This window comes from Acrocarpospora corrugata (assembly GCF_009687845.1).
Classification (GTDB): Bacteria; Actinomycetota; Actinomycetes; order Streptosporangiales; family Streptosporangiaceae; genus Acrocarpospora; species Acrocarpospora corrugata.
Genome location: NZ_BLAD01000070.1, coordinates 59,118 through 79,637, shown reverse-complemented (window position 1 = coordinate 79,637; position 20,520 = coordinate 59,118). Strand labels below are relative to the sequence as shown.

The following is a 20,520-nucleotide window of genomic DNA, read 5'->3' as shown; positions in this document are numbered from 1 at the left end:
TCCAGCATCACAAGCCCCCCCTATTTGACTGGGGCCCACTCTGCCGGATCCGTGTTACGCCCCCCGCGCCGACGGGTTACGCGTGTGCGCGTCGTGTAAAAACGGCGTTACACGAGGAGGGTGTCGAACTCGCCGTCCTTGACTCCGAGCACCAGCGCGCGGATCTCGTCCCTGGTGTAGATCAGGGCAGGACCTTCGGGGAAACGGGAGTTCCGGACGGCAACGCCGCCGTCGGGAAGCTCGGCCAGCTCCACGCAGTTGCCGGTGGAGTTGCTGTAGAGGCTCTTCCGCCACCGAACGCCGTTGAGGTCGTTTGACGGCATGCCGTTATATGTCTGCATACAAGTTCTCTCTCAGAAGATCTTCGAGCAGATCCCGGGTGCCACCCGGCGTGGTGCTCTCCACGCACAGCTGCTCCATGGCCGTGAGGTACGGATCGATGTCCTCACGTTTGTCCAGGTACAGAGCACCCCAGAGTTGCTCGACATAGACCACGTCCGACAGGTCGGACTCCGGAAAGCGCAGGATCGTGAACGCCCCGCCTTCGGCAGCGTGCATCCCGAAGCGGAACGGCATCACCTGCAGCGTGATGTTGGGCAGCCTGGCCACCTCGAGCAGATGCTCGATCTGCTCGTGCATGATCTTCGGCCCCCCGATGGGCCGGCGGAGCGCCGCCTCGTCGATAACCGCCCACAGTCTCGGCCCGTCCTTCTGCCTGAGCCGTTCCTGTCGCTGCATGCGCAGATGCACGCGCTGTTCGATCGTGCTCTCCGGGGCGTCCGGAAAACCGAGCTGGACGACGGCTCGCGTGTACGCGGCGGTCTGCAGCAGGCCGGGCACGAACTGCACCTCGTAGGTGCGGACCACGCTCGCCGCCTCCTCCAGCCCCACGTACGTGATGAACCAGTTCGGCAACACTTCGCCGAACTTGTGCCACCACCCCGGCGTGTTCGCTTCCCGGACCATCTCCAGGAGGCCACGTCGGTCGGCATCGTCCAGGACGCCGTACAGCGTGAGCAGGTCTTCGACATCACGTGTCTTGAAACCGACCCGCCCGAGCTCCATCCTACTGATCTTGGATTCGGAGGCACGGATGTGGAACCCGGCCTCTTCTCGGGTGAGATCCCGCTCCTCGCGCAGCCTCCGCAGGCTGGCGCCCAGCATGATGCGCCGAACAGTGGAGCCGGACCCCGGCGGATCGATGGACACGTGATCATTCCTCCGGTATGTGGACTGAACACCAGTCTGTCAAAGATCGCCCCCTCCGTCCCAGGGTCGTTTTGGTAAACCGTAGCGCGTGCCGCGACCATATGCACGTGCATTCGCTATTGCACATGCACGGGAGGTTGCACCATCATGATCTCGTGCACTCCATCCTTCAGTGGTCCGCGCTCGACTGGTGGCCTCCCGTGGGCTGGTGGCCGCATCCCGCGCGCGATCTGCTCGCCGGCGGCACGGGGTGTACGGCCAGCGCCACCTTCGTCCTGCCCCCGCGCGCGGAGTCCGTTCATTCGGCCCGGAGCTTCGCGATGGGCACCCTGACCGGCTGGGACCTGCCCGAACTGGCCGACGGCATGGAGCTGGTCGTCTCCGAGCTGGCCACCAACGCGCTCCGGCACGGCCTGGAGCTCGGCGCCCCCCGCCGCCGCGAGGCCATCAGGCTCTCCCTGATCCGCCGCGGCTCCCTGGTCACCTGCGCGCTGACCGACCCCGGCTCGGCCACGCCGGTGCTGCGCGACCCTTCCCCGTTCGAACCCGGCGGCCTCGGCCTGCACATCGTCGAATCAATCAGCGTCCGCTGGGGCTGGTGCCCCCTCACTCCGCAAGGTAAAGCGGTATGGGCGGTTTTAGCCGCGTAGCCCGGGCACATCGGCTGGAGGGCGCCCCCGTACGGCCCGGACCGCACGGAGGCGCCCTCTGGCCTATGTTCTGTGACATTGGCCGCGCCTCCGGCACGGCGGGCTTGGCCGCTGGGGAGCCTGTGTCTTCCCTCGTCTCTCCGGCCGCATCGCGACCTGCGTTCCTCAGTCCAGACACAAGCGCGGCCAAGCCATGAGACTTGTGTGACATATGGGCTTTCGTTTCCTGGAATTCCCGGCCGTATATCCGGGAATCCGCGCCGATCGCGTTCCGGTGTGCTGAGGTGGAGTCGAGCACGCTGCGGGGAGGGAGCGGGAGAACAGGAGAATGACCTTTTCGGAGCGAACTGCGCAGAATATCTTGATCTCACGTGCGTCTCCACCACCGCGGCTTCCCGATGGCCTGAGAGATCTGTGATGGACGATCACCTAATCGCCTGGCTGACAACTCTCGACGAAGATCGACTCGCCCGCGTCCTGGCCAACCGCCCGGACGCCATCGCCGCGCCCTGGCCCCGCCGGCTGGACGCGCTCGCCCACCGCCTCGGCAACACCTTCGCCGTCATGGAGGTCATGCGCGGCCTGCCGCTGCCGCCGCTGGAACTCCTGCAAGCCTGCCTGGTGATCGGCGGCAAGCCGACCGAGGACGAACTGGCCCGCTTTCTCGGGGTCAGCACCTCAGAGGTGATCCCTTGGCTGGATCGCCTTTATGACTGCGCGCTGGCCTGGCCGGGCCAGGACGGCCGGATCCACCTGGCCGAAGCCGTCGCCCGCTGGTGGACCGCGCCCTGCGGCCTCGGCGAGCCGCTCTCCACCTACCTCGACTCCTGGATGCTCAACACCGAAGGGCTGCGCCGCATCTGCCGCGCCCTGGGCCTGCCCCCGCAGGGCGGCAAGCGCCAGATGGTGGCCAGGGCCACCGCCCTGCTCGGCGACCCGGAACGCCTCACCGACCTGGTCTCCGGCGCGCCGGACGGCACGGTCGGCGTGCTGGACGACTTCGCCTGGGACGGCCCCGTCCGCAGCGTGGACGGCAACCGGTTCCTCAACGCCGGCACGCCGGAGCAGTGGGCGGCCGATCGCGGGCTGCTGTTCCGGACCCAATGGGACGTCGCGGAGATGCCCCGCGAAGTGGCGCTGGCGCTGCGCGGCCCCGAGTACCACGGCCCGTTCACGCCGTATCCGCCGGACCTGGCCACCATCGCGGTGGACCGGGACGCGGTCGACTACGCGATGTGCCTGGCCGCCCCGCACGTGCTGGACCGGGCGACCGCGCTGCTGGAGAACACCGACAAGACGCCGCTGCCGCTGCTGAAGAACGGCGGCGTCGGGGTCCGCGAGGTGCGCCGGGTGGCCAAGGAGACCGGCTGCTCGGAGGAGGAGACCCGGCTGCTGCTGGAGGTCGCCGCGGTGGCCCGACTGGTCGCGCTGGACGAGAGCGTGGGCGGCCTGGTGCCCACCGACCGGTTCGACACCTGGCGGCTTGAGGACGCGCCGGCCCGGCTGCGCACCCTGCTGGCGGCCTGGTGGCGGATGGAACGCTCGTCGCTGCGCCGCGTCGACGGCCGTTATCCGGCGGTCCTCGGCGACGATCCGTCCGGGGAGACCATCGCCAGGATCCGCTGGGCGGTGCTCGGCGCGCTCACCGAGGTCCCGGACGGCTACGCGTTCGCCACCCTCCAGGAGCTCGTGCAGTCGGTGCACTGGCGGGCGCCGCTGCTGGACCGGGAGCTGCTGGCCGAGTGCGCGCCCGGGATCCTGGAGGAGGCCCGCCTGCTCGGGCTGGCCGCCCATGACTCGCTCACCGACCTGGGCCGGGCGCTGGGCGCGCTCGGCCAGGTGGCCGGGAACGAGAACGACGACACCGTCCCCGAGGTCGAGTACGACCCGGTGCTGGCAGAACGCTCGACGAGGGCGCTGGCCAGCGCGCAGCGCACCGCGCTGTTCGGCGCCGACCTGACCGCCGTGGTCACCGGGCCGCCGGCCGCCGAACTGGCCTCGCTCCTGGATCGGGTCGCGGAACGCGAGTCCAAGGGCGCGGCCTCGGTCTGGCGGTTCAGTCCCGCCAGCGTCCGGCGGGCGCTGGACGCGGGCGCGGGGGCCGACGCCCTGCTGGACCAGCTGGCCCAGGTCGGCACCCTGCCCCAGCCGCTCATCTACCTGATCAGGGACGTGGCCCGCCGCCATGGCGAGGTCACCGTCACCACGGTCGGCTGCATCATCCAGGGCAGCGACCCGGCGCTGCTGGCCGAGATCGCCGGCCATCGCCGCCTGGCCAAGCTCGGGCTGCGGCTGCTGGCCTCCTCGGTGCTGGCCAGCGCCGCCCCCGCCGACCGCACCCTCGCCGCGCTCCGCGAAGCCGGGTACGCGCCCGTCCCGGTCAACGACACCGGCGAGATCGAGATCCGCCGCGAGCCGCAGAGCGGCCGCCTGATCCTGCTCCCCGGCGGCCGGGTGGCCGAGCTGGACCCGCTGCCCCTGCTCACCGAACCGCCCCCCGACCCGCACGAGCACGCCAAACGGCTGATCACCACCCGCGAGGAGGCCAAACAGAACGGCCAGACCTGGGCGCTGATCGGCCGGATGGCCACCCGCCTCCCGACCGCGGAGCAGTCCCTGCTCGGCTTCGTGGTGGACCGGGGCGTCCGCGCCCTGATCACGCTGTCGGACGGCGTCACCGCCACCGTCAGCCACGGCGAACTGCACTCCGGCGTCCTGGACGCCTGGTGCGAGGAGGCCGGCGACTATCTGGAGTTCCCGCTCAACGAGATCGCCTCGGTGACCGCCTCCGGCTAGGGCCGGAAGGTGAGGGTGTCCGTCGCTTGGGACTTCACCGCCTGTTCGGTGGACGGCCAGGGCGTGGTCTGGCCGTCCGCCCACAGCTCGGCCTGGTCGTCGTAGTTGCCGTGGAAGGCGTGGCCGGACGCGCCCGTCAGGTTGACCCAGCGCGACCGGTCCAGGTCGGCCAGGTCGACGACCATGCGCATGGACGGCACCCAGTCGACCTGGTAGCCCTCGGTGGTGTTCCAGCCGGTCGCGTTGACGGCGTCCTTGCTGCCGGAGGCGCGGATCGGGCCCCGGTTGAACAGCCACTCGATCGGGCCGATGCCGGAGGTGCCGAAGGTCTCGTTGGTGAGTTCCAGGGTGTGCAGATCGCCCCAGCGCCAACCGGCCGGATCCGCGCCGAGCAGGTCGCCGATCTCGGCGTCGGCGTCGGCGAGCGCGGCGGTCAGGATGTCGTCACGGGTCTCGACCCCGTTCTTGGTACGGACGTCGTCCCACCAGGCCGAGTCCTCCGCCGCCAGCAGGGTGCGCATGATCTCGAACCAGCGGTCGTTGCCGGTCGGGCGGGCGTCCGCCGGGAGTTCGTCGTCGAAGGTCCGGGCGAGCAGGTTCTTCCAGACGACGTTGAAGTAGGCGGCCGCGGCCGAGTCGCGGTCCTGCCGGAAGTCCCAGTTCGCGAAGAGTCCGGTGCCGTGGCCGGTGAGGCGTGTCAGGTGCGGGACGAGGAGGGGCGCGAAGCCGTTGGCGGAGTCCATCTGGATCTCGCCCATCCGCTGGGCGGTCATCTGGCCGGCGGCGAGCGTGTCCTTGATCCGGGTGACGATGCGCTGGGAGCGGTAGCCGTAGGACCAGTCGGAGGTCAGGAAGGGACCGTTGCCGGGGGCGACGGCGGCGTTGTTGGCGGTGGCGATGAAACCCTCGGGCGGGTTGTAGGCGTAGGGCAGTTCGGCGAACGGGATGAAGCCGGTCCATTCCTGCTCGCCGGTCCAGCCGGCGCTCGGCCACTGCCCGTTCCCGCCGGACCTGACCGGGATCTTCCCTGGCGCCTGGTAACCGATATTTCCGTCTACGTCGGCATATATCAGGTTCTGGGAGGGAGCTTCGAAGAGGGCCGCCGCCGCGCGGAACTGCTCCCAGTTCTCGGCCTTGTTCAGCAGGAAGACCGAGTTCGCGGTCTGGCCGGGGTCCAAAGCCGTCCAGCGGAGGGCGACCGCGTGCTCGACCTCGGGCGCCTCGCCGAGGTTCCTGGCGGCGCCGGGGATGCCGTCGCCCGCGCTCTCCAGGACCTCGGAGATGATCGGGCCGTGCTTGGTGGACCGGACCGTCAGCGCCACGGCGGGACCGCCGGCGACCTTGATCTGCTCGGTCCGGGTCTCCAGGGGGGTCCAGGCGCCCTTGACCTCGTAGGTGTCGCCCTTGACGCGCTCGACGTACAGGTCGGTGACGTCGGGGCCGAGGTTGGTGAAGCCCCAGGCGACCCGGTTGGTGTGCCCGATGACCACGCCGGGCAGGCCGGCGAAGGTGTAGCCGGAGACGTCGTAGGGGCAGGCCGCCGTCCTGGCACGGCAGTGCAGCCCCGCCTGGTACCAGATCGACGGGATCCGGGGCCCGAGGTGCGGGTCGTTGGCCAGCAGCGGTTTGCCGGTGTCGGTGAACCGGCCGCCGACGACCCAGGAGTTGGAGCCGATGCCCTTGCGGTCGGTCCCCTCCGTACCGAGCAGGGAGGGCACCTTCCTGAGCACCTGGGAGACGCGGCGCAGCGCCGACGACGAGGTCACGGCGGGCGCGCCCGGGTCGAACTCGCCGTCCTTGACGGCTCCGGCGGTGACGATCGGCTGGTGCCGGTCGAAGGGGTAGGCGGGGAACAGCTCGTTGACCCGGTCGACCGGCAGCACGGTCGCGTCCAGGGCGCGTTCCAGCTCGTCGTCCATGTTGGAGCGCAGGTCCCAGGCCATCGCCTTCAGCCAGGCGAGGGAGTCGGCGGGCGTCCACGGCTCGGGCGTGTAGTCGCCGTTGGTGAGCTTGAGCACGGCGAACTCCAGGCTCCGGGCGGCGAAGCCGTCGTGCTCGGTCAGCCAGGCGTTCACCCCCGCCGCGTACGCGTCCAGGGCGCGCCTGGCCTCCGGGGTGAGCAGGGTCAGCTCCTGTTCGGCGACGCGCCGCCAGCCCAGGGTGCGGACGACCTTGTCGATGTCCAGGGTGGAGGAGCCGAACAGCTCCGACAGGCGGCCGGCGGTGGTCTTGCGGCGGAAGTCCATCTCCCAGAACCGGTCCTGGGCGTGGGTGTACCCCTGGGCGCGGAAGAGGTCCTCTGAGCTGTCCGCGAAGATCTGCGGGACGCCGTACGCGTCGCGGTACACGGTGACCGGCCCGGTCAGTCCGGGCAGCCGCAGTTCGCCGTCGGTCTGCGGGAAGGAGCTCCGGACGATCCAGGCGCCGGCCCCGGCCAGCACGACCGCCAGCACCACCAGGACGGTCAGGATCCGGAACAACCAGCGAAACGGCCAAGCAAACCGTGCATAGGGCGCAAACTTGACCATTCCCTGACCTTTCCTGGCTTGTGCGGATCAAAGTATCCAGGTCTGGGATGTGAGCTTGATTACCCAGGGGTAGCTATTCGGACACGAGCGCCCGCGCGAGCAGCCCGCTCTCGGTCCGCGCCCGTTCCGGCCCGAGTTCCCGGGCGACCGCCGCCGCGTGCTCCGCGCCGAGCGGGGCGAGCAGCGCGTGCGCGAGCAGGGCGGGATCCTCCGCCGGCCGCGCCTCGGCCAGGAGCATGCGCAGATGGGCGTGCCAGAACCGGTAGGCGCCCACCCGGTAACGCGCGCCGGGACTGGAGGTCTCGGAGACCCGGAGCAGGTCGATGTTCTCGAACAGGTAGCCCGCGTAGGCGTCCACGAAGGCGACGATCCGCTCCCTGGCCGGAGCGCCGGGCCCGACCGGCGGCGGCCCGGACAGCACCGCCTCCTGCAGGACCTTCTCCTTGTTGTCGAGCAGCGCGAACACCAGGCCCGACTTGTCGCCGAACCGGCGGAACAGCGTGCCCTTCCCGACCCCGGCCGCCGCGGCGACGGCGTCCATGGACACGTTGTCGATCCCGTGCTCGCGGAACAGCTTGATCGCGGCGGCGAGCACCTTCTCCCGGTTCCGCGCCGCGTCCGCCCGCTCCCTGGGCGGCTCCTCCCGGAAGATCTGCAACAACCGCGGCTCATCCATGACCGGACTCTAGCTCTCCTACCTGACCCCGCACCTGCGCAGCACCAGCAGGGCCAGCGCCCGCGTCACGTCCCGCAGTTCCGCCAGCTCCACCTGCTCCCGGGGCGCGTGCGCGAACCGGACGTCGCCGGGACCGTAGTGCAGCGTGGGGATGCCCGCCCCCGCGTAGATCCGCAGATCGCTCCCGTAGGGCGCGGCCGTCGTCCCCGGCCGCGTCCCGGTGACGTCCTCGACCGCCCGCGCCGTCTCCGCCAGCAGCGGATGACCGGCCGGCAGCCGCCCGCTGGCGAACCGCCCGCCCGGCCAGGTGATAGCGACCGGATTCTCGCGCAGCCACGGATCGTCGATCTCCGCCAGCGCCTCCTCCAGGGCGGCCGCCGCGTCGCCGGGATCCTCGTCCAGCCGCACCCCGAGCCGCCCTTCGGCCACCAGCAGATCCGGCACGCTGCTCGCCCAGTCGCCGGCCCTGACCGTCCCCACCTCGATCGGGTACGGCGTCGCGTTCCCGGCGAACAGCCGGTCGGGGTCGCGGTTGCGCTCGGCCTCCAGTCTCCTGATCGCGGTGAACACCGGCCAGAACGCCTCGATCGCGTTGACCCCCTCGTGGCGGGTGGCGCCGTGCGCGGCCCGCCCGGCCACTTCGAGGCGGAAGGTCAGCGAGCCGGCGTTGGCGGTGATGATCTTGCCGCTGGTCGGTTCGGTGATCACGGCCGCGTCGCCGGTGTGGCCGCGCAGCATCGTCGCGAACGCGCCCAGGCCGCCGTCCTCCTCGCTGACCACGCAGTGCACGGCGAGCGGGCGGGCCAGCCGCACCCCGGCGGCCTGGAGGGCCGCGACCACGGCGAGGTTGGCGGCCAGCCCCGCCTTCATGTCGCACGCGCCACGGCCGTGCAGGGTGGTCGCGGTGATCCGGGCCCCGAAAGGGTCGTTGCCCTCCCATTTGCCCAGGTCGCCGGTGGGAACCACGTCCACGTGGCCTTGCAGGATCAGCGCGGGCTCGCCTTCGCCTTCGGTTTTGGCGACGACGCCGTACCCTTCGGCTCGCGGCGCCTCCGCGCCCGGATAGTCCGGGTGCCCGCGCAGCGCCTCCAGGTCCAGTTTCCACAGGTCCACGTCGAGCCCGAGTTCGGCCAGCCGCCCGGCGCAGCGATCCTGCAACTCCGACTCGGCGTCTCCCCCGGTGACGCTGGGCACTCTGACCAGGTCGGCCAGCGCCCGCACCGTGCCCGCCTCGTCGATGGCGTCCAGAACCCGCGCTTCAATATTCATGCGGAAACTCTACGACTTGCCCTATTTATCCCTGGGGCTCATGTCGAGCGCGGCCTGCCGGACCGCGTCCAGGCTCTCCTCCAGCGCCGCCCGGAGGCGATTGACGTTGCTCGATAATCGGGCCAGCTCGCTCACGGCCAGATCGTCGCGTACGGTCTCCGCCAGCAGGTCCCGGTACTCGTCGGCCTGGTCGGCCAGGGCCCGGAGCTGGTGGTGGGCCAGGAACAGGCGGTCGGCCTCGCGGACCTTCGCCGCGTACCGCTCCAGCGCCTCCACCCGGCCGGTCACCGAGGCGACCACCGTGTCCAGGGTCTCCCGCATCGGCGTCAGCACCTGCTCGACCGGCTCGGCCAGCCCGCCCGCGACCAGCTTGTCCTGCTCGGCCCTGAGCCTGCTCACCTTGCTCAGCGCTCTGGCGATCTCCCATTCCTCCCAGGGCAGCAGCACTTCGTGGTCGGCCACGTCCAGCAGGCCGTCCCGGTAGACCGACGCCTTCCTGACCCGGCGGGCCGCCTTCTGCGCGCGGGCCACCAGAGCCCGGCTCGCGTCGTCGAAGTCCTCGTCGATCAGGAACCAGCCCGGGTTGGCGCGGGCCAGCTCCGCGAGCCGCTGCCGGCCCGAGGCGCCCATCCGCCGGAACACCGACAGCACCCCGAACAGCACCCCGATCAGCAGGGCGGCCCGCGCGAACCCGATGCTGGGCGAGAGCCAGATGAAGGCCAGCACGCAGACGATGAACCGCGCCTGCGGACGCCAGCCGTCCTGCCCCGACCGGTAACGCGACCACGGGCTGCCGGTCCTGACGTGCCGGACCAGCGCCAGGTCGGCCTGGAGCGCCTTACGGGTGTCGGCGGGGATGTCCGGGTCCAGGATGGTACGGACCCGCTTCGCGGTACGCGCGGGCGGCGGGACCGGGCTCCGGGGCCGCCGGGCCGGAACTTTGACCCAGTCCGCGGGCATATGGCTGTCGAATGCGGTGTCATCCGGTTCGATGACGACCGCCACCACGCCCGCGCCCGGATGACGGCCGGTCACCGGTCCGACCATGCTCGCCGGATAACGCACCCAATAACCGTCACCCGGGGTCTGGCAGACGTATTGCCCTGGCGCGACATCTATCCCGACGACGAACATTCCGTCGCCGGGAATTCGGTCTTCATATTTCACCGCCACCCGCAACGCCCCCTTTAATGTGACTTTACCTACCGTCACTCAGAGGCGGGCAGGCTCAGCTGAGCGACACCTTCGTGAAACGCGCCGCGAAGCCACTACCCACCGGCGCCGCCGCCATCGCCCCCGCCAGCGCGGGCGTCCCCGGCGGGAAGTAGGCCAGCCGGATCAGGGTCGTCGGCTCGGCCCCGTCGACCCCGTACTTGACCGTCACCGCGTCCCCCTCCCGGTGCAGGTCGATCGTCACCGATGACGGCGACCCCGGCGCGGGCTGCACCGACCAGTCCGAGAACCCCCGGGTCACCACGACGCTGATCTGCAGGGCTCCGTCCACGTACTCGGTCCCGGCCTTGATCCAGTTCTTCTCGTCGATCCGCAGGATCGCGCCGGCCTGGTCGTACTGCTCGGCGTAGTCCGCGTCGAAGGTCACCGTGACCCGGAGATCCCCCTCGATGACCCGGCCGTACATGGGCGCGTTGTCGAAGGAGTACCCGTAGTGCGTCTCCTGCCACAGGTCGGTCTTGGCCGGAACGGTGAGCGTCAGCGTCTCGTCCCCGGCCGTCCACGTCTCAGGTTCATTGATCCAGTCCATAGTCCGAATTGTCCCATGAGAGCGCTCTCAGCGGGAACTGTGATCCAGACGTTCGTAGTACCCGGGCAGGTCCTGCCAGGGGTTGGGGCAGGACCCGTTCGTCACGAACAGGGTTCTGGCCAGCCGGGCCGCGCCGCGCTGCACGAAACGGCGGGCCCAGCCGGGCACGCCGTACACCAGATGGCAGAACTGTCCGGGGCGTTCCGCCCAGGCGGGGACGCCGACCGCGCGGTAGGCGGCCCACGGGCCCTCGAAGGTGACCAGCAGGTCGGCGATGGCGGCGTAGCCGGGGTCGGGGTAGACGCCGGGGTTGAGGACCAGGCGGCCCTCGCCGCGGAGCGCGGCGGCGCTGACGCGGTAGTGGGACAGGAGGCCGGCCTCCGCCGCGACCTGATCCAGGAAGACGCCGCCGACGCCGTACCAGGAGCGGTAGTGGCGCGCGTCCACCACCAGCTCCCGGATCGGCCGGTCGCCGTAGGCGGTGTCGAGGTAGCCCAGGACCTCGACGCCCGCCGCCAGCAACGGCTTCAGGACCTGGCAGAAGGCGGGATCCCGCACGGTTCCCGGCCCGCTGTCCACGTTCAGCACGATGGTCCGCGGCGGCCGGGCGGCCAGCCGCCGCCAGGCGCGATCCTGCGCGACCGGATGGAAGTACGCGGGCACGAGCACGCTCATCCGGCCACCCCCCAGGCGTCCGCGAGCGAGTCGCGCAGCCCGGTTCCCGCCTGCCAGCCGAGCACCGCGCGGATGGCCGCGACGTCGGCGCACGACCACGGCAGCGCGGAGCCGCCGTCGTCGTCCAGGACGACGTGCCCCCGCCAGTCCGCCACCTCGATCATGACGGTGACCAGCTCGCGGACGGTCACCCCGCGCCCGGTGCCCAGGTTCAGGACCGGGGGCAGCCGTCCCGGCGCGAGCGCGGCGGCCACGATCGCGTCGGCGGCGTCCCTGACGTCCACGAAGTCGCGCACGTCGCCGGTGCCGCCCAGGCGCAGCTCGCCGCCCGCGCGCAGCCCGGCGATCAGCCGTCCGGTGACGCTGGTGACGGGCGCGCCCGGACCGATCGGGTTGAACAGGCGCAGCACCACCGCGTCCTGCCCGTCCCGGGCCGCCGCCCGGACGAGCTCGGTCCCGGCCAGCTTGGTCAGGCCGTACTCGCCGAGCGGCCGGCACTCCGCGTCCTCCCGCACCGGTACGGCATGCGCCCCGTACTCGGCCGCCGACCCCACCTGCACCAGCCGGGCGCCGGGAACCGCGTCCCCCATCGCCCGGACCAGCCGCGCCACCCCGGTCACGTTGCCCGCCACCAGCTCGGCGGCCGGCCCGTGGATCACCCCGGCGCAGTTGACCACCGCCGTCGGCCGCACGTCCGCCAGCAGCCCAGACAGTTCCGGCAGCGCCGTCGCCGCCAGGTCGAGCCGGGCCGGGCCGAGCGAGCGCCCGGAGACGACCAGCTCGACCCCGGGCACGGCCCGCAACCGTTCCCGCACGTGCCGCCCGACGAACCCGGACGCGCCCACCAGCAGCACTCGGTCCATCTCAGGCGCCCCGCAGCAGTGCCGGGCGCAGCACGTCGAACTCGGCGTTGGCCCGGTCGTAGTCGTCCGGCCTGCCGATGTCCAGCCAGTGCCCGTCGAAGTCGTACTGGGCCGGGTGTCTCCCCTTCCCGAGCAGGTCCAGGACCAGCTCGTCGAAGCCGAGGGGCAGCCCGGCCGGGTAGTCGTACAGGCACTGTTTGGTGATGGCGTAGACCCCCATGCTGACCCGGTAGTCGATGGTCGGCTTCTCGGTGAACTCGACGATGCGCCCGTCGTCGGCGGTGAGCACGCCGAAGTCGATTTTGACCTCGCGGCGGTAGGTGGCGATGGTCAGCGGGGCGTGCCCCCGGTTGTGGCCGTTGAGCAGGTCGCCGAAGTCGAGGTCGGTGAGGATGTCGCCGTTCATCACCAGGAACTGGGCGGGCAGCGCGTCCAGCATGGTCAGCAGCGGGCCGATGGTGCCGAGCGGCGAGGTCTCCAGGGCGTAGTCGACGCGCACGCCCCACTGCGCGCCGTCCCCGACGTAGGCCCGGATGAGGTGGCCGAGGTGGCCGATGGCCAGCGTCGCGGAGGTGAAGCCGCGCTCGCCGAGCTGGCGCATGATGATCTCCAGGATGGAGTACCGCTCGCCGATCGGCACCAGCGGTTTGGGGAGCGTGGTGGTGTACGGACGGAGGCGGACGCCTTTGCCGCCCGCCAGGATGACTGCGTGCACAGCGGCCTCACACGTTGTAGATGGTGGTTTTGTACCGGTCGATGTGTTCCGGGAACCAGGCGGCGCACGCCTTGAGCCCGTCCTCCAGGGTGTGGTCCGGCGCCCAGCCGAGGGCCCGCAGCCGGGTGCTGTCGCAGACCAGCCGCAGCACCTCGGAGCTGGCGGGGCGCAGCCGTTCCGCTTCGCAGCTGAACTCCACGGTGGCGCCCATGATCTCGGCGATCTTCGCGGCCACGCCGCCGACCGAGATCTCCTCCCCGGTGCCGGCGTTGTACAGCTCGCCCTCGACGCCGTCGGCCGCGCCGAGGAAGGCGAAGGCGGCGGCGGTGTCCTTGACGTACATGAAGTCCCGGGTGGGGCTCAGCGCGCCGAGCCGTACCGAGCGGGCGCCGGCCGCGATCTGGCTGATGATCGTCGGGATGACGGCCCTGGCCGACTGCCGGGGCCCGAAGGTGTTGAACGGCCGCAGCGTCACGGCGGGCAGGCCGAAGCTGAGATGGTAGCTCTCCACCATTTTGTCCGCCGCCAGCTTGGACGCCGCGTACGGCGACTGCGCCTGCAGCGGATGCGTCTCCGAGATCGGCACCGACCGCGCGGTCCCGTACGTCTCGCTGGTCGAGGTGTGCACCAGCCGCCCGGCCTGGCCGTCCCTGACCGCCTCCAGCACGTTGAGCGTGCCCAGCACGTTGGTCTCCACATACGACCGGGGCGCCTGGTAGGAGTATGGGATCGCGATCAGCGCGGCCAGGTGGTAGACCACGTCGGCCCCGTCCACCACCTGCCGGACGCTGCCGGGGTCGCGGACATCGCCGGGCACTACGTCGACCGAGGCCAGCACGCCGGAATCGAGCGTGTCCAGCCACCCCCAGGTGCCAAAGGAGTTGTACTGGGTCATGGCGCGGACCCGATGCCCGCGCTCGACGAGCAGTTCGACGAGGTGGGAGCCGATGAAGCCATCGGCTCCTGTGACTGCGTGCGTTCCCATCGAAGGGGTCACCCGTTCTCTAGTCGGAAGTTATCTGTGCAGTGGTGTGCGCGCGACCGCCGCCCAGGCCAGGCAGGTGATCGCGAAAAGCAGCGCGAGATACGCGCCGAGCTGGAGCTCCGGCGTCTGCGGCGCGGCCAGCTCAGCCGCCAGGGCGACCCCGAAGAGACCGAGCACCGGAGCGTTGATCCCGCAGGACTGCAGGATGAGCGCGACCAGGACCGCGCCGCCGAGCGCCAGGTTGGCCGCCAGCCGGAGCGTCTCGCCGTACCCGGGCCGGCCCGCGAGCCAGGCCAGCGCGGTGAGGGCGAGCAGCACGGCCAGGTAGCGGCCGAGCGCCCCGAACAGTTCGCCCCGGACCGCGCGGGCGAACCGCCGCGCGGTGGCGGTCCGGCCGAGCAGCAGGTGCCCGCCGCGCCGGAACCGGAACACCGCCCACTCGGCGGCCCCCATGCTCAGCGACAGCGGCACCATGACCAGCGCGCCGTTCTTGAGCGGCGTGCCCGCGGCCAGCAGCCCGCCGCAGAGCGCGCCGAACAGGGCCGGGGCCAGCGCGCCGAGCAGCCGCCCCCGGACCGAAGCCCTGGCGGGGGTGCGGCTGACGATCTCGGCCAGCACGACGGCCTCCGCCACCGAGAGCGCGCCGGCGGCCCACACCGCCCACGGCTGCGGCCACCCGCTGACCAGGTACACCGCGCTGACCACACACCCCGGGATCAGCACGGCGAGCAGCACCAGCTCCCCGTCGGCGACCAGGATCACCCCGGCCGCCAGCAGGTAGGCGGCCTGCCCCAGCGCCAGCGCGATCCCGGCCGGGCCGGCCGAGGTCAGCACGCCGACCCCGGCGATGACGGGCGCCAGCACCGCGAGCCCGGCCCTGAGCCCCCACCGCGCGACCGCGAGCCCGGCGTCCCGGTCCCCGTGCCCGATCGCCACATAGGCCAGGTAGGCCGCCCCCTGCCCGTACGCCCAGGCCAGCAGCAGCGACACCACCAGCACGACCGTGGACCCCGTCACCGCCTGCGCCGCCGTCACGTAACACAGCCCAGGCAGCCCGAACAGGATCCCCCTGACGGCGTGCCGCCCCTGATTCCCGGCCCACGGAACGGGCCCGTCCACCACCGGTTCGACCGGTTTGCGCGGCACGCTCCGATAGAGCGCCTCCGCGTAGGCGAACACGTCCGCGTGCCCGTGCCGCAGCGCGGCGGCCTCGTCGGTGAGCCCGCCGAACTCCAGCCCCGCCGCGATCTCCAGCGCGTCGACCGCGTTGGCGCACAGTTCGCGCACCTGGTCGTCGATGGCCTCCGGCAGCACCGTGGGCGCGCTCACGCCGCCACCAGCCGCGGATAGAGCGTACGGAAACTGTCCACGGCCCGGTCCACGGTGAACAGCCCGAGCGCGCGCTCCCGCGCCTCGGCGCCCATCCTGGCCCGCAGCTCGTGGTCGCCGAGCAGGGTCAGGCAGGCTTCCGCCATGGCCTCGGGGTCGCGCGGCGGCACCACGAGACCGGTCCCCGCGACGGCCTCCCGCACCCCGCCGACGTCGGTGGAGACCGTCGCCCGCCCGGTCGCCATCGCCTCGATCAGCGTGTAGGGGAACCCCTCCGAGATGCTGGACAGCACCACGACATGCCCGGCCGCGTAGGCGTCCCGGATGTTGTCCACCCGGCCCTCGAACACGACCGGCAGCTCCCCCGCCAGCTCCTTGCACCCGGCCAGGTACTTCTCCCGCCCGGCCGGCGTCCCCCCGAAGATCCGCAGCCGCGCCGCCGGCAGCCGCGCGTGCACCAGGGCGAACGCCCGGATCAGCGTCTCCAGATCCTTGATCGGGTCGATCCGCCCGGCCCAGCTGAGCGTCGGCGCCTCCGGCTCGGTCCCGGCCGGCTCGAACTGGTCCGGATCCACGCCGTTGTAGACCGTGCGCAGCCGGGCCGGATCGGCCCCGCACCGCACCTCCCACCGGATGTTGTACTTGTTGCCCGGCGTGATCAGGCTCGCCTCCAGGTAGGCCGCCGCGCACAGCAGCCGCAGGAAACTCAGCATCAGCTCCTTCACCGGCCACCGGTACGGCGAGTTCCGGAACCCCAGATACCGCTCCCGCAGGTACACCCCGTGCTCGGTCAGCACGAACGGCGTGCCCGCCGTCCACTTCGCCGCGAACGCGGGCAGCACCGCCAGCCCGTTGGCCACCACGTGCGTGACGTCGGCCCCCGGCGCGGGCCGCAGCAGCGGCCGGAGCGAATGCTCGATCAGGTCCACCGCCGTGACCGCGTCGTGCACGGTCGGCGTCACCCCGATCCGCTCGAACTCGGCCCGCCTGGCGTCCCACACGTCCAGCACGCAGCGCACCGAGGTGTCGCCGCACAGCGGGGCGCCGAGCCGGAGCAGCTCGCGCAGCACCCCGCCGAAGCGGGCCGCCGACCCCTCCCAGGGGTCGAGCATCAGGTCGAGCATCTCGCGGAACAGCTCCTCGAAGCGTCTTCTGGCCCGGCCCCTGGGCGGGCGCCGGGTGGCGGCGCCCCACAGCGGGATCGGCGTGACGGTGGCGTTGCCCGGCAGCTCCCAGGCGAGGCTCTCCCGCCCGGTGCCGGTGATGGCGTGCAGGTCGAAGCGGTACTCGGGCATGCCGCGCACCAGCTGGTCGCACCAGACGCTGACGCCGCCGTAGTGGTGGGGGTAGCTCCCCTCGGTGACCATCGCGATGCGCATCGGGCGCTACGGCAGCAGCAGCTTGATCGGCGTGAGCAGCGCCTCGCGCTGGTAGGCCGAGAGCTCGCCGGCGTAGGCGGAGCCGAACGGGCTGCTGCCGAGGTTGAGCAGGTTGGGCACCCGGGTCCCGGCGGGGGCGGTCAGCGGCACGTCCAGGGTGTCGGGGGCGTCCACGTACACGGCGCCGTTCTGGATGTAGCCGGTGACCTGGCCGGCCTGGACGGCCTGCTTCCAGAGCTGGGTCCGCCTGAGCTCGGCGCCGATCGCCGAGGTGCGCAGGTTGACGATCGGGGCGCTGGCCGCGTACAGGGTGTTGTACTGGGTGAACAGCTCGCCCAGCACCGAGTAGAGCAGCCGGTCGCCGGTCAGGTTGGACTGGTGCGCGTAGTGCGGCCAGGGCAGGCCGCCGAGCACGTGCCGCATCGCGGTGCGCACCTCGGCGGGCAGGATGTGCTGGGGCCAGCCGGTGGCCGGGTCCAGCGGCGGGATGCAGGTGGTGGTGAGCGGGTTGTCCTCGCAGATGCCGGAGCCGCCGTCGGCGCGGCTGTTGTAGATCCAGTTGTACTCGTCCACCTCGTCGGCGAAGGTGGCGACGTTGTAGAAGACGTTCATCGGGTAGCGCGGCACCGTGAACGCGCCGCCGACCGGGCGCTGCGCCGGGTCGCGGGAGGCGTCGCTGCCGATCCACTTGACGCCGGTGCTGTTCAGCGCCGGGGCCAGGTTGGGGTTGTCGACCGGCTGGCGTGGCTGCAGGAACAGGCCCGAGTGCTCGCCGGTGACCAGCTCGGTGGTGTCGTCGGCGAAGCCGTGCTGGTTGGCGAACTGCTTGTTGCGGTTGATCTCGTCCTCGATGGTGGCCCGGGTGGTCCACACGGTCTGGCCCTGGGCGTTGGTGGCGCACCGCCACGGCAGGACCGAGAAGTCCTGGGCGCAGCCGAGGAACGGGTGGGTGTAGGTGTGGTTGGCCCACCTGAACTTGGCCTTGTTGGCCTTGAGACTGGTCAGCAGCGGGTCGGAGCCGCCGTGCTCGGCCGCGTAGAGCGCGCTGCCGCCGCCGTTGTAGTAGAAGTCCAGGGTGAAGCCGTTGGCGTTCTGCCATTGGACGGCGGCGGTGACGTCGGCGGGCGTCATCCGGATGCCGGTCTCCGGCGCCTCGGGCGGGCAGTCGCTGGCCGGGGTGCAGTTGTGGACCGGGTCCCACTTGGTGTCGTCGCCGAACACGTCGTCGACGTGCATGGCGAAGTAGTTGCGGTCGTAGCCGAAGTGCACGCCCTTGGTGAGCCAGCTGATGATCCCGTGCGAGATCATCCGGAACTGCTTCTGGTTCTGGTTGAACGCGGCGGTGACCACCATCTCGCTGCGCCCGTCGTGGGTGTAGACGCCGGCCAGCACGCCCTGGGTCGCGCTGTTCGGCACCGGCATGGTGAGGAACGGCTGGAAGCTCTTGCCGTTGGCGGGGTCGTTCGGCAGCGGCGTCGCGAGGTAGCCGTAGCTCTCCCCGACGACGGGCGACTCGTCCTCGAACGGCACCTGCCCGCGCAGGTACGGGAACGGCGCGCCGGGCGCGATGCTCGCGGTCATCCCGTCCAGCGGCCCCAGATATTCCGGATAATTAAGACCGACATCTGGGTACGCGTACACGTAAGCGCTGAGTTGACGGATTCCGAAGCGTTTCTCGAAGTTCACCAGGGCCGTCATTTCCGCCTGGTCGGTAAACGGATTCGCGTTCGGCAGGATCACGCCCTGGAACTTCGCCCGGTCGGCCGCGCCGACCGTGTCGGCCAGGAATCCGGGCGTGATGATCGGCCGCCCGGGACTGCTGAGATCCACTTTCTGGTACGGCACGCCTTCTGAGTCCATCGCCTGCGCGATCGCGTCGGTGGACGGGGAACCGTCGCTGACGAGCAGGATCTTCATGTTGATCATCGGTTCCACGGCGTGCGCCGCGGTCGCGGGGACCAGGACGAAGGCCGAGGTCAGACCGAGGACGGCCGGACCGAATCTGCGGACGAGCGCCACCATGCCTCCTAATGGGGGGATCCAGACATGTGCCATATTTACGGCCTTTTCCTAATGAAGGCGCGAAATGACTATCTGGTGAGATCGCAAGGCATAGTTATAGCGGCGAATTCCGCATTGACGGGGGGCCTCAGAGAATTCAACCAATGTTGACACGACAACAAAATGCCCGAACGGCCGATCGAGTTCGGCATTATGGGCATATCCCGGCGATTTACCCTGGAACTCCAGAAGGGGCGGAGCGATAATCGATTCAACGCGAAAAATCCGGATATATGGCGGGGTCGGGTGGGGGCGCCAGGCCGCGTACGCGGGCGGCGTCCGGATTTAGCGGACTTGCCGCAACTGGCTACCGCGGGTCGAACGCCCAGTAAACTGCCGAATGTGGCCGACCCGAAGTTCGAGATCCAGATGCTGCACGACCGAGTCATGGTCAAGGCCGAGCAGGAGACCGAGGAGCGACGCAGCACCGCGGGCATCGTCATCCCGGCCACCGTCAAGATGGACAACCGTCTCATCTGGGGTGAGGTCGCGGGCGTCGGCGCCAACGCCCGCGCCGTCAAGGTGGGCGACAAGGTGCTGTTCAGCCCGGAAGACCAGCTTGAGGTAGAGGTCCACGGCCAGACCTACCTGGTCATGCGCGAACGCGACCTGCACGCCGTGGCCACTCCGCAGACCGACCACGGCACCGGGCTCTACCTCTAACCGTCCGTAGCGGGGTCAGGCCCTGGCGGCCTCGCGGGCGTGGCGGGCCTCGCGGCGCTCCTCGAACTTGGTGGCCATCAGGTCCAGCTGGGACATGAAGGTGTTGAGCTCCTCGCGGGCCTTCTCGCCCTCGGCGTCCAGGCCCTCCAGCTCGTTGACCTTCCACTGGCGCAGCACGGGGGCCAGGACCTCGTCGCAGTGCAGGCGCAGGTCGTAGATGCCCGCCATCGCGATGGTCACCGACTTGCGGGCGAAGCCCTGCATGCCGGCGCCGGGCATCTGGAACGAGGTGACCACGTCGGTGACCGCGCGCATGGTCTGCGACGGCGAGAGTTCGAAGGCCGCGCCCAGCAGGTTGCGGTAGAAGAGCATGTGCAGGTTCTCGTCGGCGGCGACGCGGGCCAGGATGCGCTCGCAGACGGGGTCGCCGGAGACCCGGCCGGTGTTGCGGTGCGAGATCCGGGTGGCCAGCTCCTGGAAGGAGACGTAGGCGAGCTGCTGGAGCATCGTGCCGTACTCGGTGGCGAAGCCGTTCTCCATGTGGGCCATCCGGGCCCGCTCAAGCGCGGTCGGGTCCACGGCGCGGCTGGCCATCAGATAGTCGCGGATGACGATGGCGTGCCGGCCCTCCTCCGCGGTCCAGCGGTGCACCCAGGTGCCCCACGCGCCGTCCCGCCCGAAGGTGGTGGCGATCTCGTGGTGGTAGCTGGGGAGGTTGTCCTCGGTCAGCAGGTTCACCACGAGCGAGACGCGGGCCGCCTCCGGGATGGTGGAATCCTCGGGACGCCACGCCTCACCACCGAGGACGCCGTCGAAGGTCCGGCCGTCGCTGTACGGCACGTATTCGTGCGGAAACCACTCTTTGGCCACGTCGATGTGCCGGTTCAGATTCTCCTCGACCACATGTTCCAGCTCCACCAAGAGCTCGGTCTGCGTCAGCGCACGCGACATTTTTACCCC

18 protein-coding genes are annotated in these 20,520 nt (G+C 70.8%); 3 read left to right on the top strand and 15 right to left on the bottom strand.

Annotated elements, in window-relative coordinates:
- Nucleotides 1-107: 107 nt before the first annotated feature.
- Both Acor_RS28060 and Acor_RS28055 read right to left on the bottom strand, forming a co-directional pair.
- Entirely contained in the window at nt 108-341 is a 234-nt protein-coding gene (locus Acor_RS28060; protein WP_155339761.1) for a DUF397 domain-containing protein, read from the bottom strand.
- Entirely contained in the window at nt 328-1,164 is an 837-nt protein-coding gene (locus Acor_RS28055; protein WP_218034529.1) for a helix-turn-helix domain-containing protein, read from the bottom strand. Before Acor_RS28055 ends, Acor_RS28060 begins: the two co-directional genes overlap by 14 nt.
- Nucleotides 1,165-1,364: 200 nt before the next feature.
- Here Acor_RS28055 and Acor_RS28050 point away from each other — a divergent pair, with 200 nt between their 5' ends.
- Together Acor_RS28050 and Acor_RS28045 are read left to right on the top strand one after the other, a co-directional pair.
- On the top strand, nt 1,365-1,859 hold the full coding sequence (locus Acor_RS28050) for an ATP-binding protein (protein ID WP_246239188.1): 495 nt from the start codon (nt 1,365-1,367) through the stop codon (nt 1,857-1,859).
- Between the two features lie 417 nt (nt 1,860-2,276).
- Nucleotides 2,277-4,655: a helicase-associated domain-containing protein gene (locus Acor_RS28045; RefSeq protein ID WP_155339758.1), complete on the top strand. Its 2,379-nt coding sequence runs from the start codon at nt 2,277-2,279 to the stop codon at nt 4,653-4,655.
- Here Acor_RS28045 and Acor_RS28040 read toward each other — a convergent pair.
- From Acor_RS28040 to Acor_RS27985, 12 genes are all read right to left on the bottom strand, one after another.
- Nucleotides 4,652-7,183, bottom strand: coding sequence for a penicillin acylase family protein (locus tag Acor_RS28040; RefSeq protein WP_155339757.1), 2,532 nt, complete (start codon nt 7,181-7,183; stop codon nt 4,652-4,654). The two genes, Acor_RS28045 and Acor_RS28040, sit on opposite strands and share 4 nt — an antisense overlap.
- A gap of 73 nt (nt 7,184-7,256) precedes the next feature.
- A complete protein-coding gene (locus Acor_RS28035; RefSeq protein ID WP_174876204.1) occupies nt 7,257-7,859 on the bottom strand; it encodes a TetR/AcrR family transcriptional regulator in 603 nt (200 codons plus the stop codon).
- Between the two features lie 18 nt (nt 7,860-7,877).
- On the bottom strand, nt 7,878-9,128 hold the full coding sequence (locus Acor_RS28030) for an ArgE/DapE family deacylase (protein ID WP_155339756.1): 1,251 nt from the start codon (nt 9,126-9,128) through the stop codon (nt 7,878-7,880).
- Between the two features lie 21 nt (nt 9,129-9,149).
- Nucleotides 9,150-10,193, bottom strand: a complete 1,044-nt coding sequence (locus tag Acor_RS28025; RefSeq protein ID WP_155339755.1) for a flagellar export protein FliJ — start codon at nt 10,191-10,193, stop codon at nt 9,150-9,152.
- Nucleotides 10,194-10,356: 163 nt separating this feature from the next.
- Complete coding sequence (locus Acor_RS28020; RefSeq protein ID WP_155339754.1) at nt 10,357-10,890, bottom strand: DUF1349 domain-containing protein; 534 nt, start codon at nt 10,888-10,890, stop codon at nt 10,357-10,359.
- A 27-nt stretch (nt 10,891-10,917) separates the two neighbouring features.
- A complete protein-coding gene (locus Acor_RS28015; protein ID WP_155339753.1) occupies nt 10,918-11,565 on the bottom strand; it encodes a spherulation-specific family 4 protein in 648 nt (215 codons plus the stop codon).
- Nucleotides 11,562-12,428 (bottom strand): NAD-dependent epimerase/dehydratase family protein, encoded by an 867-nt coding sequence (locus Acor_RS28010; RefSeq protein WP_155339752.1) that lies wholly within the window; start codon nt 12,426-12,428, stop codon nt 11,562-11,564. The genes Acor_RS28015 and Acor_RS28010 overlap by 4 nt, the downstream gene beginning before the upstream one ends.
- Nucleotide 12,429: 1 nt before the next feature.
- On the bottom strand, nt 12,430-13,143 hold the full coding sequence (locus Acor_RS28005; RefSeq protein ID WP_155339751.1) for a sugar phosphate nucleotidyltransferase: 714 nt from the start codon (nt 13,141-13,143) through the stop codon (nt 12,430-12,432).
- 7 nt (nt 13,144-13,150) lie between these two features.
- On the bottom strand, nt 13,151-14,128 hold the full coding sequence (locus Acor_RS28000) for an SDR family NAD(P)-dependent oxidoreductase (RefSeq protein WP_155339750.1): 978 nt from the start codon (nt 14,126-14,128) through the stop codon (nt 13,151-13,153).
- A gap of 30 nt (nt 14,129-14,158) precedes the next feature.
- Nucleotides 14,159-15,457: a hypothetical protein gene (locus tag Acor_RS27995; protein ID WP_155339749.1), complete on the bottom strand. Its 1,299-nt coding sequence runs from the start codon at nt 15,455-15,457 to the stop codon at nt 14,159-14,161.
- Entirely contained in the window at nt 15,454-16,836 is a 1,383-nt protein-coding gene (gene pelF / locus Acor_RS27990) for a GT4 family glycosyltransferase PelF (RefSeq protein WP_155339748.1), read from the bottom strand. The genes Acor_RS27995 and pelF overlap by 4 nt, the downstream gene beginning before the upstream one ends.
- A gap of 6 nt (nt 16,837-16,842) precedes the next feature.
- Complete coding sequence (locus Acor_RS27985) at nt 16,843-18,858, bottom strand: hypothetical protein (RefSeq protein ID WP_155339747.1); 2,016 nt, start codon at nt 18,856-18,858, stop codon at nt 16,843-16,845.
- A gap of 381 nt (nt 18,859-19,239) precedes the next feature.
- Here Acor_RS27985 and Acor_RS27980 point away from each other — a divergent pair, with 381 nt between their 5' ends.
- Nucleotides 19,240-19,560, top strand: a complete 321-nt coding sequence (locus Acor_RS27980) for a GroES family chaperonin (protein WP_155339746.1) — start codon at nt 19,240-19,242, stop codon at nt 19,558-19,560.
- Between the two features lie 15 nt (nt 19,561-19,575).
- Here the strand turns inward: Acor_RS27980 and Acor_RS27975 are convergent, their stop codons facing one another.
- A complete protein-coding gene (locus Acor_RS27975; protein ID WP_155339745.1) occupies nt 19,576-20,511 on the bottom strand; it encodes an acyl-ACP desaturase in 936 nt (311 codons plus the stop codon).
- Between the last annotated feature and the right edge of the window lie 9 nt (nt 20,512-20,520).

What these genes read in the sequence shown, in the direction of transcription:
- Acor_RS28060 (WP_155339761.1), bottom strand. Translation starts at nt 341, where the DNA reads ATGCAGACATATAACGGCATGCCGTCAAACGACCTCAACGGCGTTCGG.
- Acor_RS28055 (WP_218034529.1), bottom strand. Translation starts at nt 1,164, where the DNA reads ATGCTGGGCGCCAGCCTGCGGAGGCTGCGCGAGGAGCGGGATCTCACC.
- Acor_RS28045 (WP_155339758.1), top strand. Translation starts at nt 2,277, where the DNA reads ATGGACGATCACCTAATCGCCTGGCTGACAACTCTCGACGAAGATCGA.
- Acor_RS28040 (WP_155339757.1), bottom strand. Translation starts at nt 7,183, where the DNA reads ATGGTCAAGTTTGCGCCCTATGCACGGTTTGCTTGGCCGTTTCGCTGG.
- Acor_RS28035 (WP_174876204.1), bottom strand. Translation starts at nt 7,859, where the DNA reads ATGGATGAGCCGCGGTTGTTGCAGATCTTCCGGGAGGAGCCGCCCAGG.
- Acor_RS28030 (WP_155339756.1), bottom strand. Translation starts at nt 9,128, where the DNA reads ATGAATATTGAAGCGCGGGTTCTGGACGCCATCGACGAGGCGGGCACG.
- Acor_RS28020 (WP_155339754.1), bottom strand. Translation starts at nt 10,890, where the DNA reads ATGGACTGGATCAATGAACCTGAGACGTGGACGGCCGGGGACGAGACG.
- Acor_RS28015 (WP_155339753.1), bottom strand. Translation starts at nt 11,565, where the DNA reads ATGAGCGTGCTCGTGCCCGCGTACTTCCATCCGGTCGCGCAGGATCGC.
- Acor_RS28010 (WP_155339752.1), bottom strand. Translation starts at nt 12,428, where the DNA reads ATGGACCGAGTGCTGCTGGTGGGCGCGTCCGGGTTCGTCGGGCGGCAC.
- Acor_RS28000 (WP_155339750.1), bottom strand. Translation starts at nt 14,128, where the DNA reads ATGGGAACGCACGCAGTCACAGGAGCCGATGGCTTCATCGGCTCCCAC.
- pelF (WP_155339748.1), bottom strand. Translation starts at nt 16,836, where the DNA reads ATGCGCATCGCGATGGTCACCGAGGGGAGCTACCCCCACCACTACGGC.
- Acor_RS27985 (WP_155339747.1), bottom strand. Translation starts at nt 18,858, where the DNA reads ATGGTGGCGCTCGTCCGCAGATTCGGTCCGGCCGTCCTCGGTCTGACC.
- Acor_RS27975 (WP_155339745.1), bottom strand. Translation starts at nt 20,511, where the DNA reads ATGTCGCGTGCGCTGACGCAGACCGAGCTCTTGGTGGAGCTGGAACAT.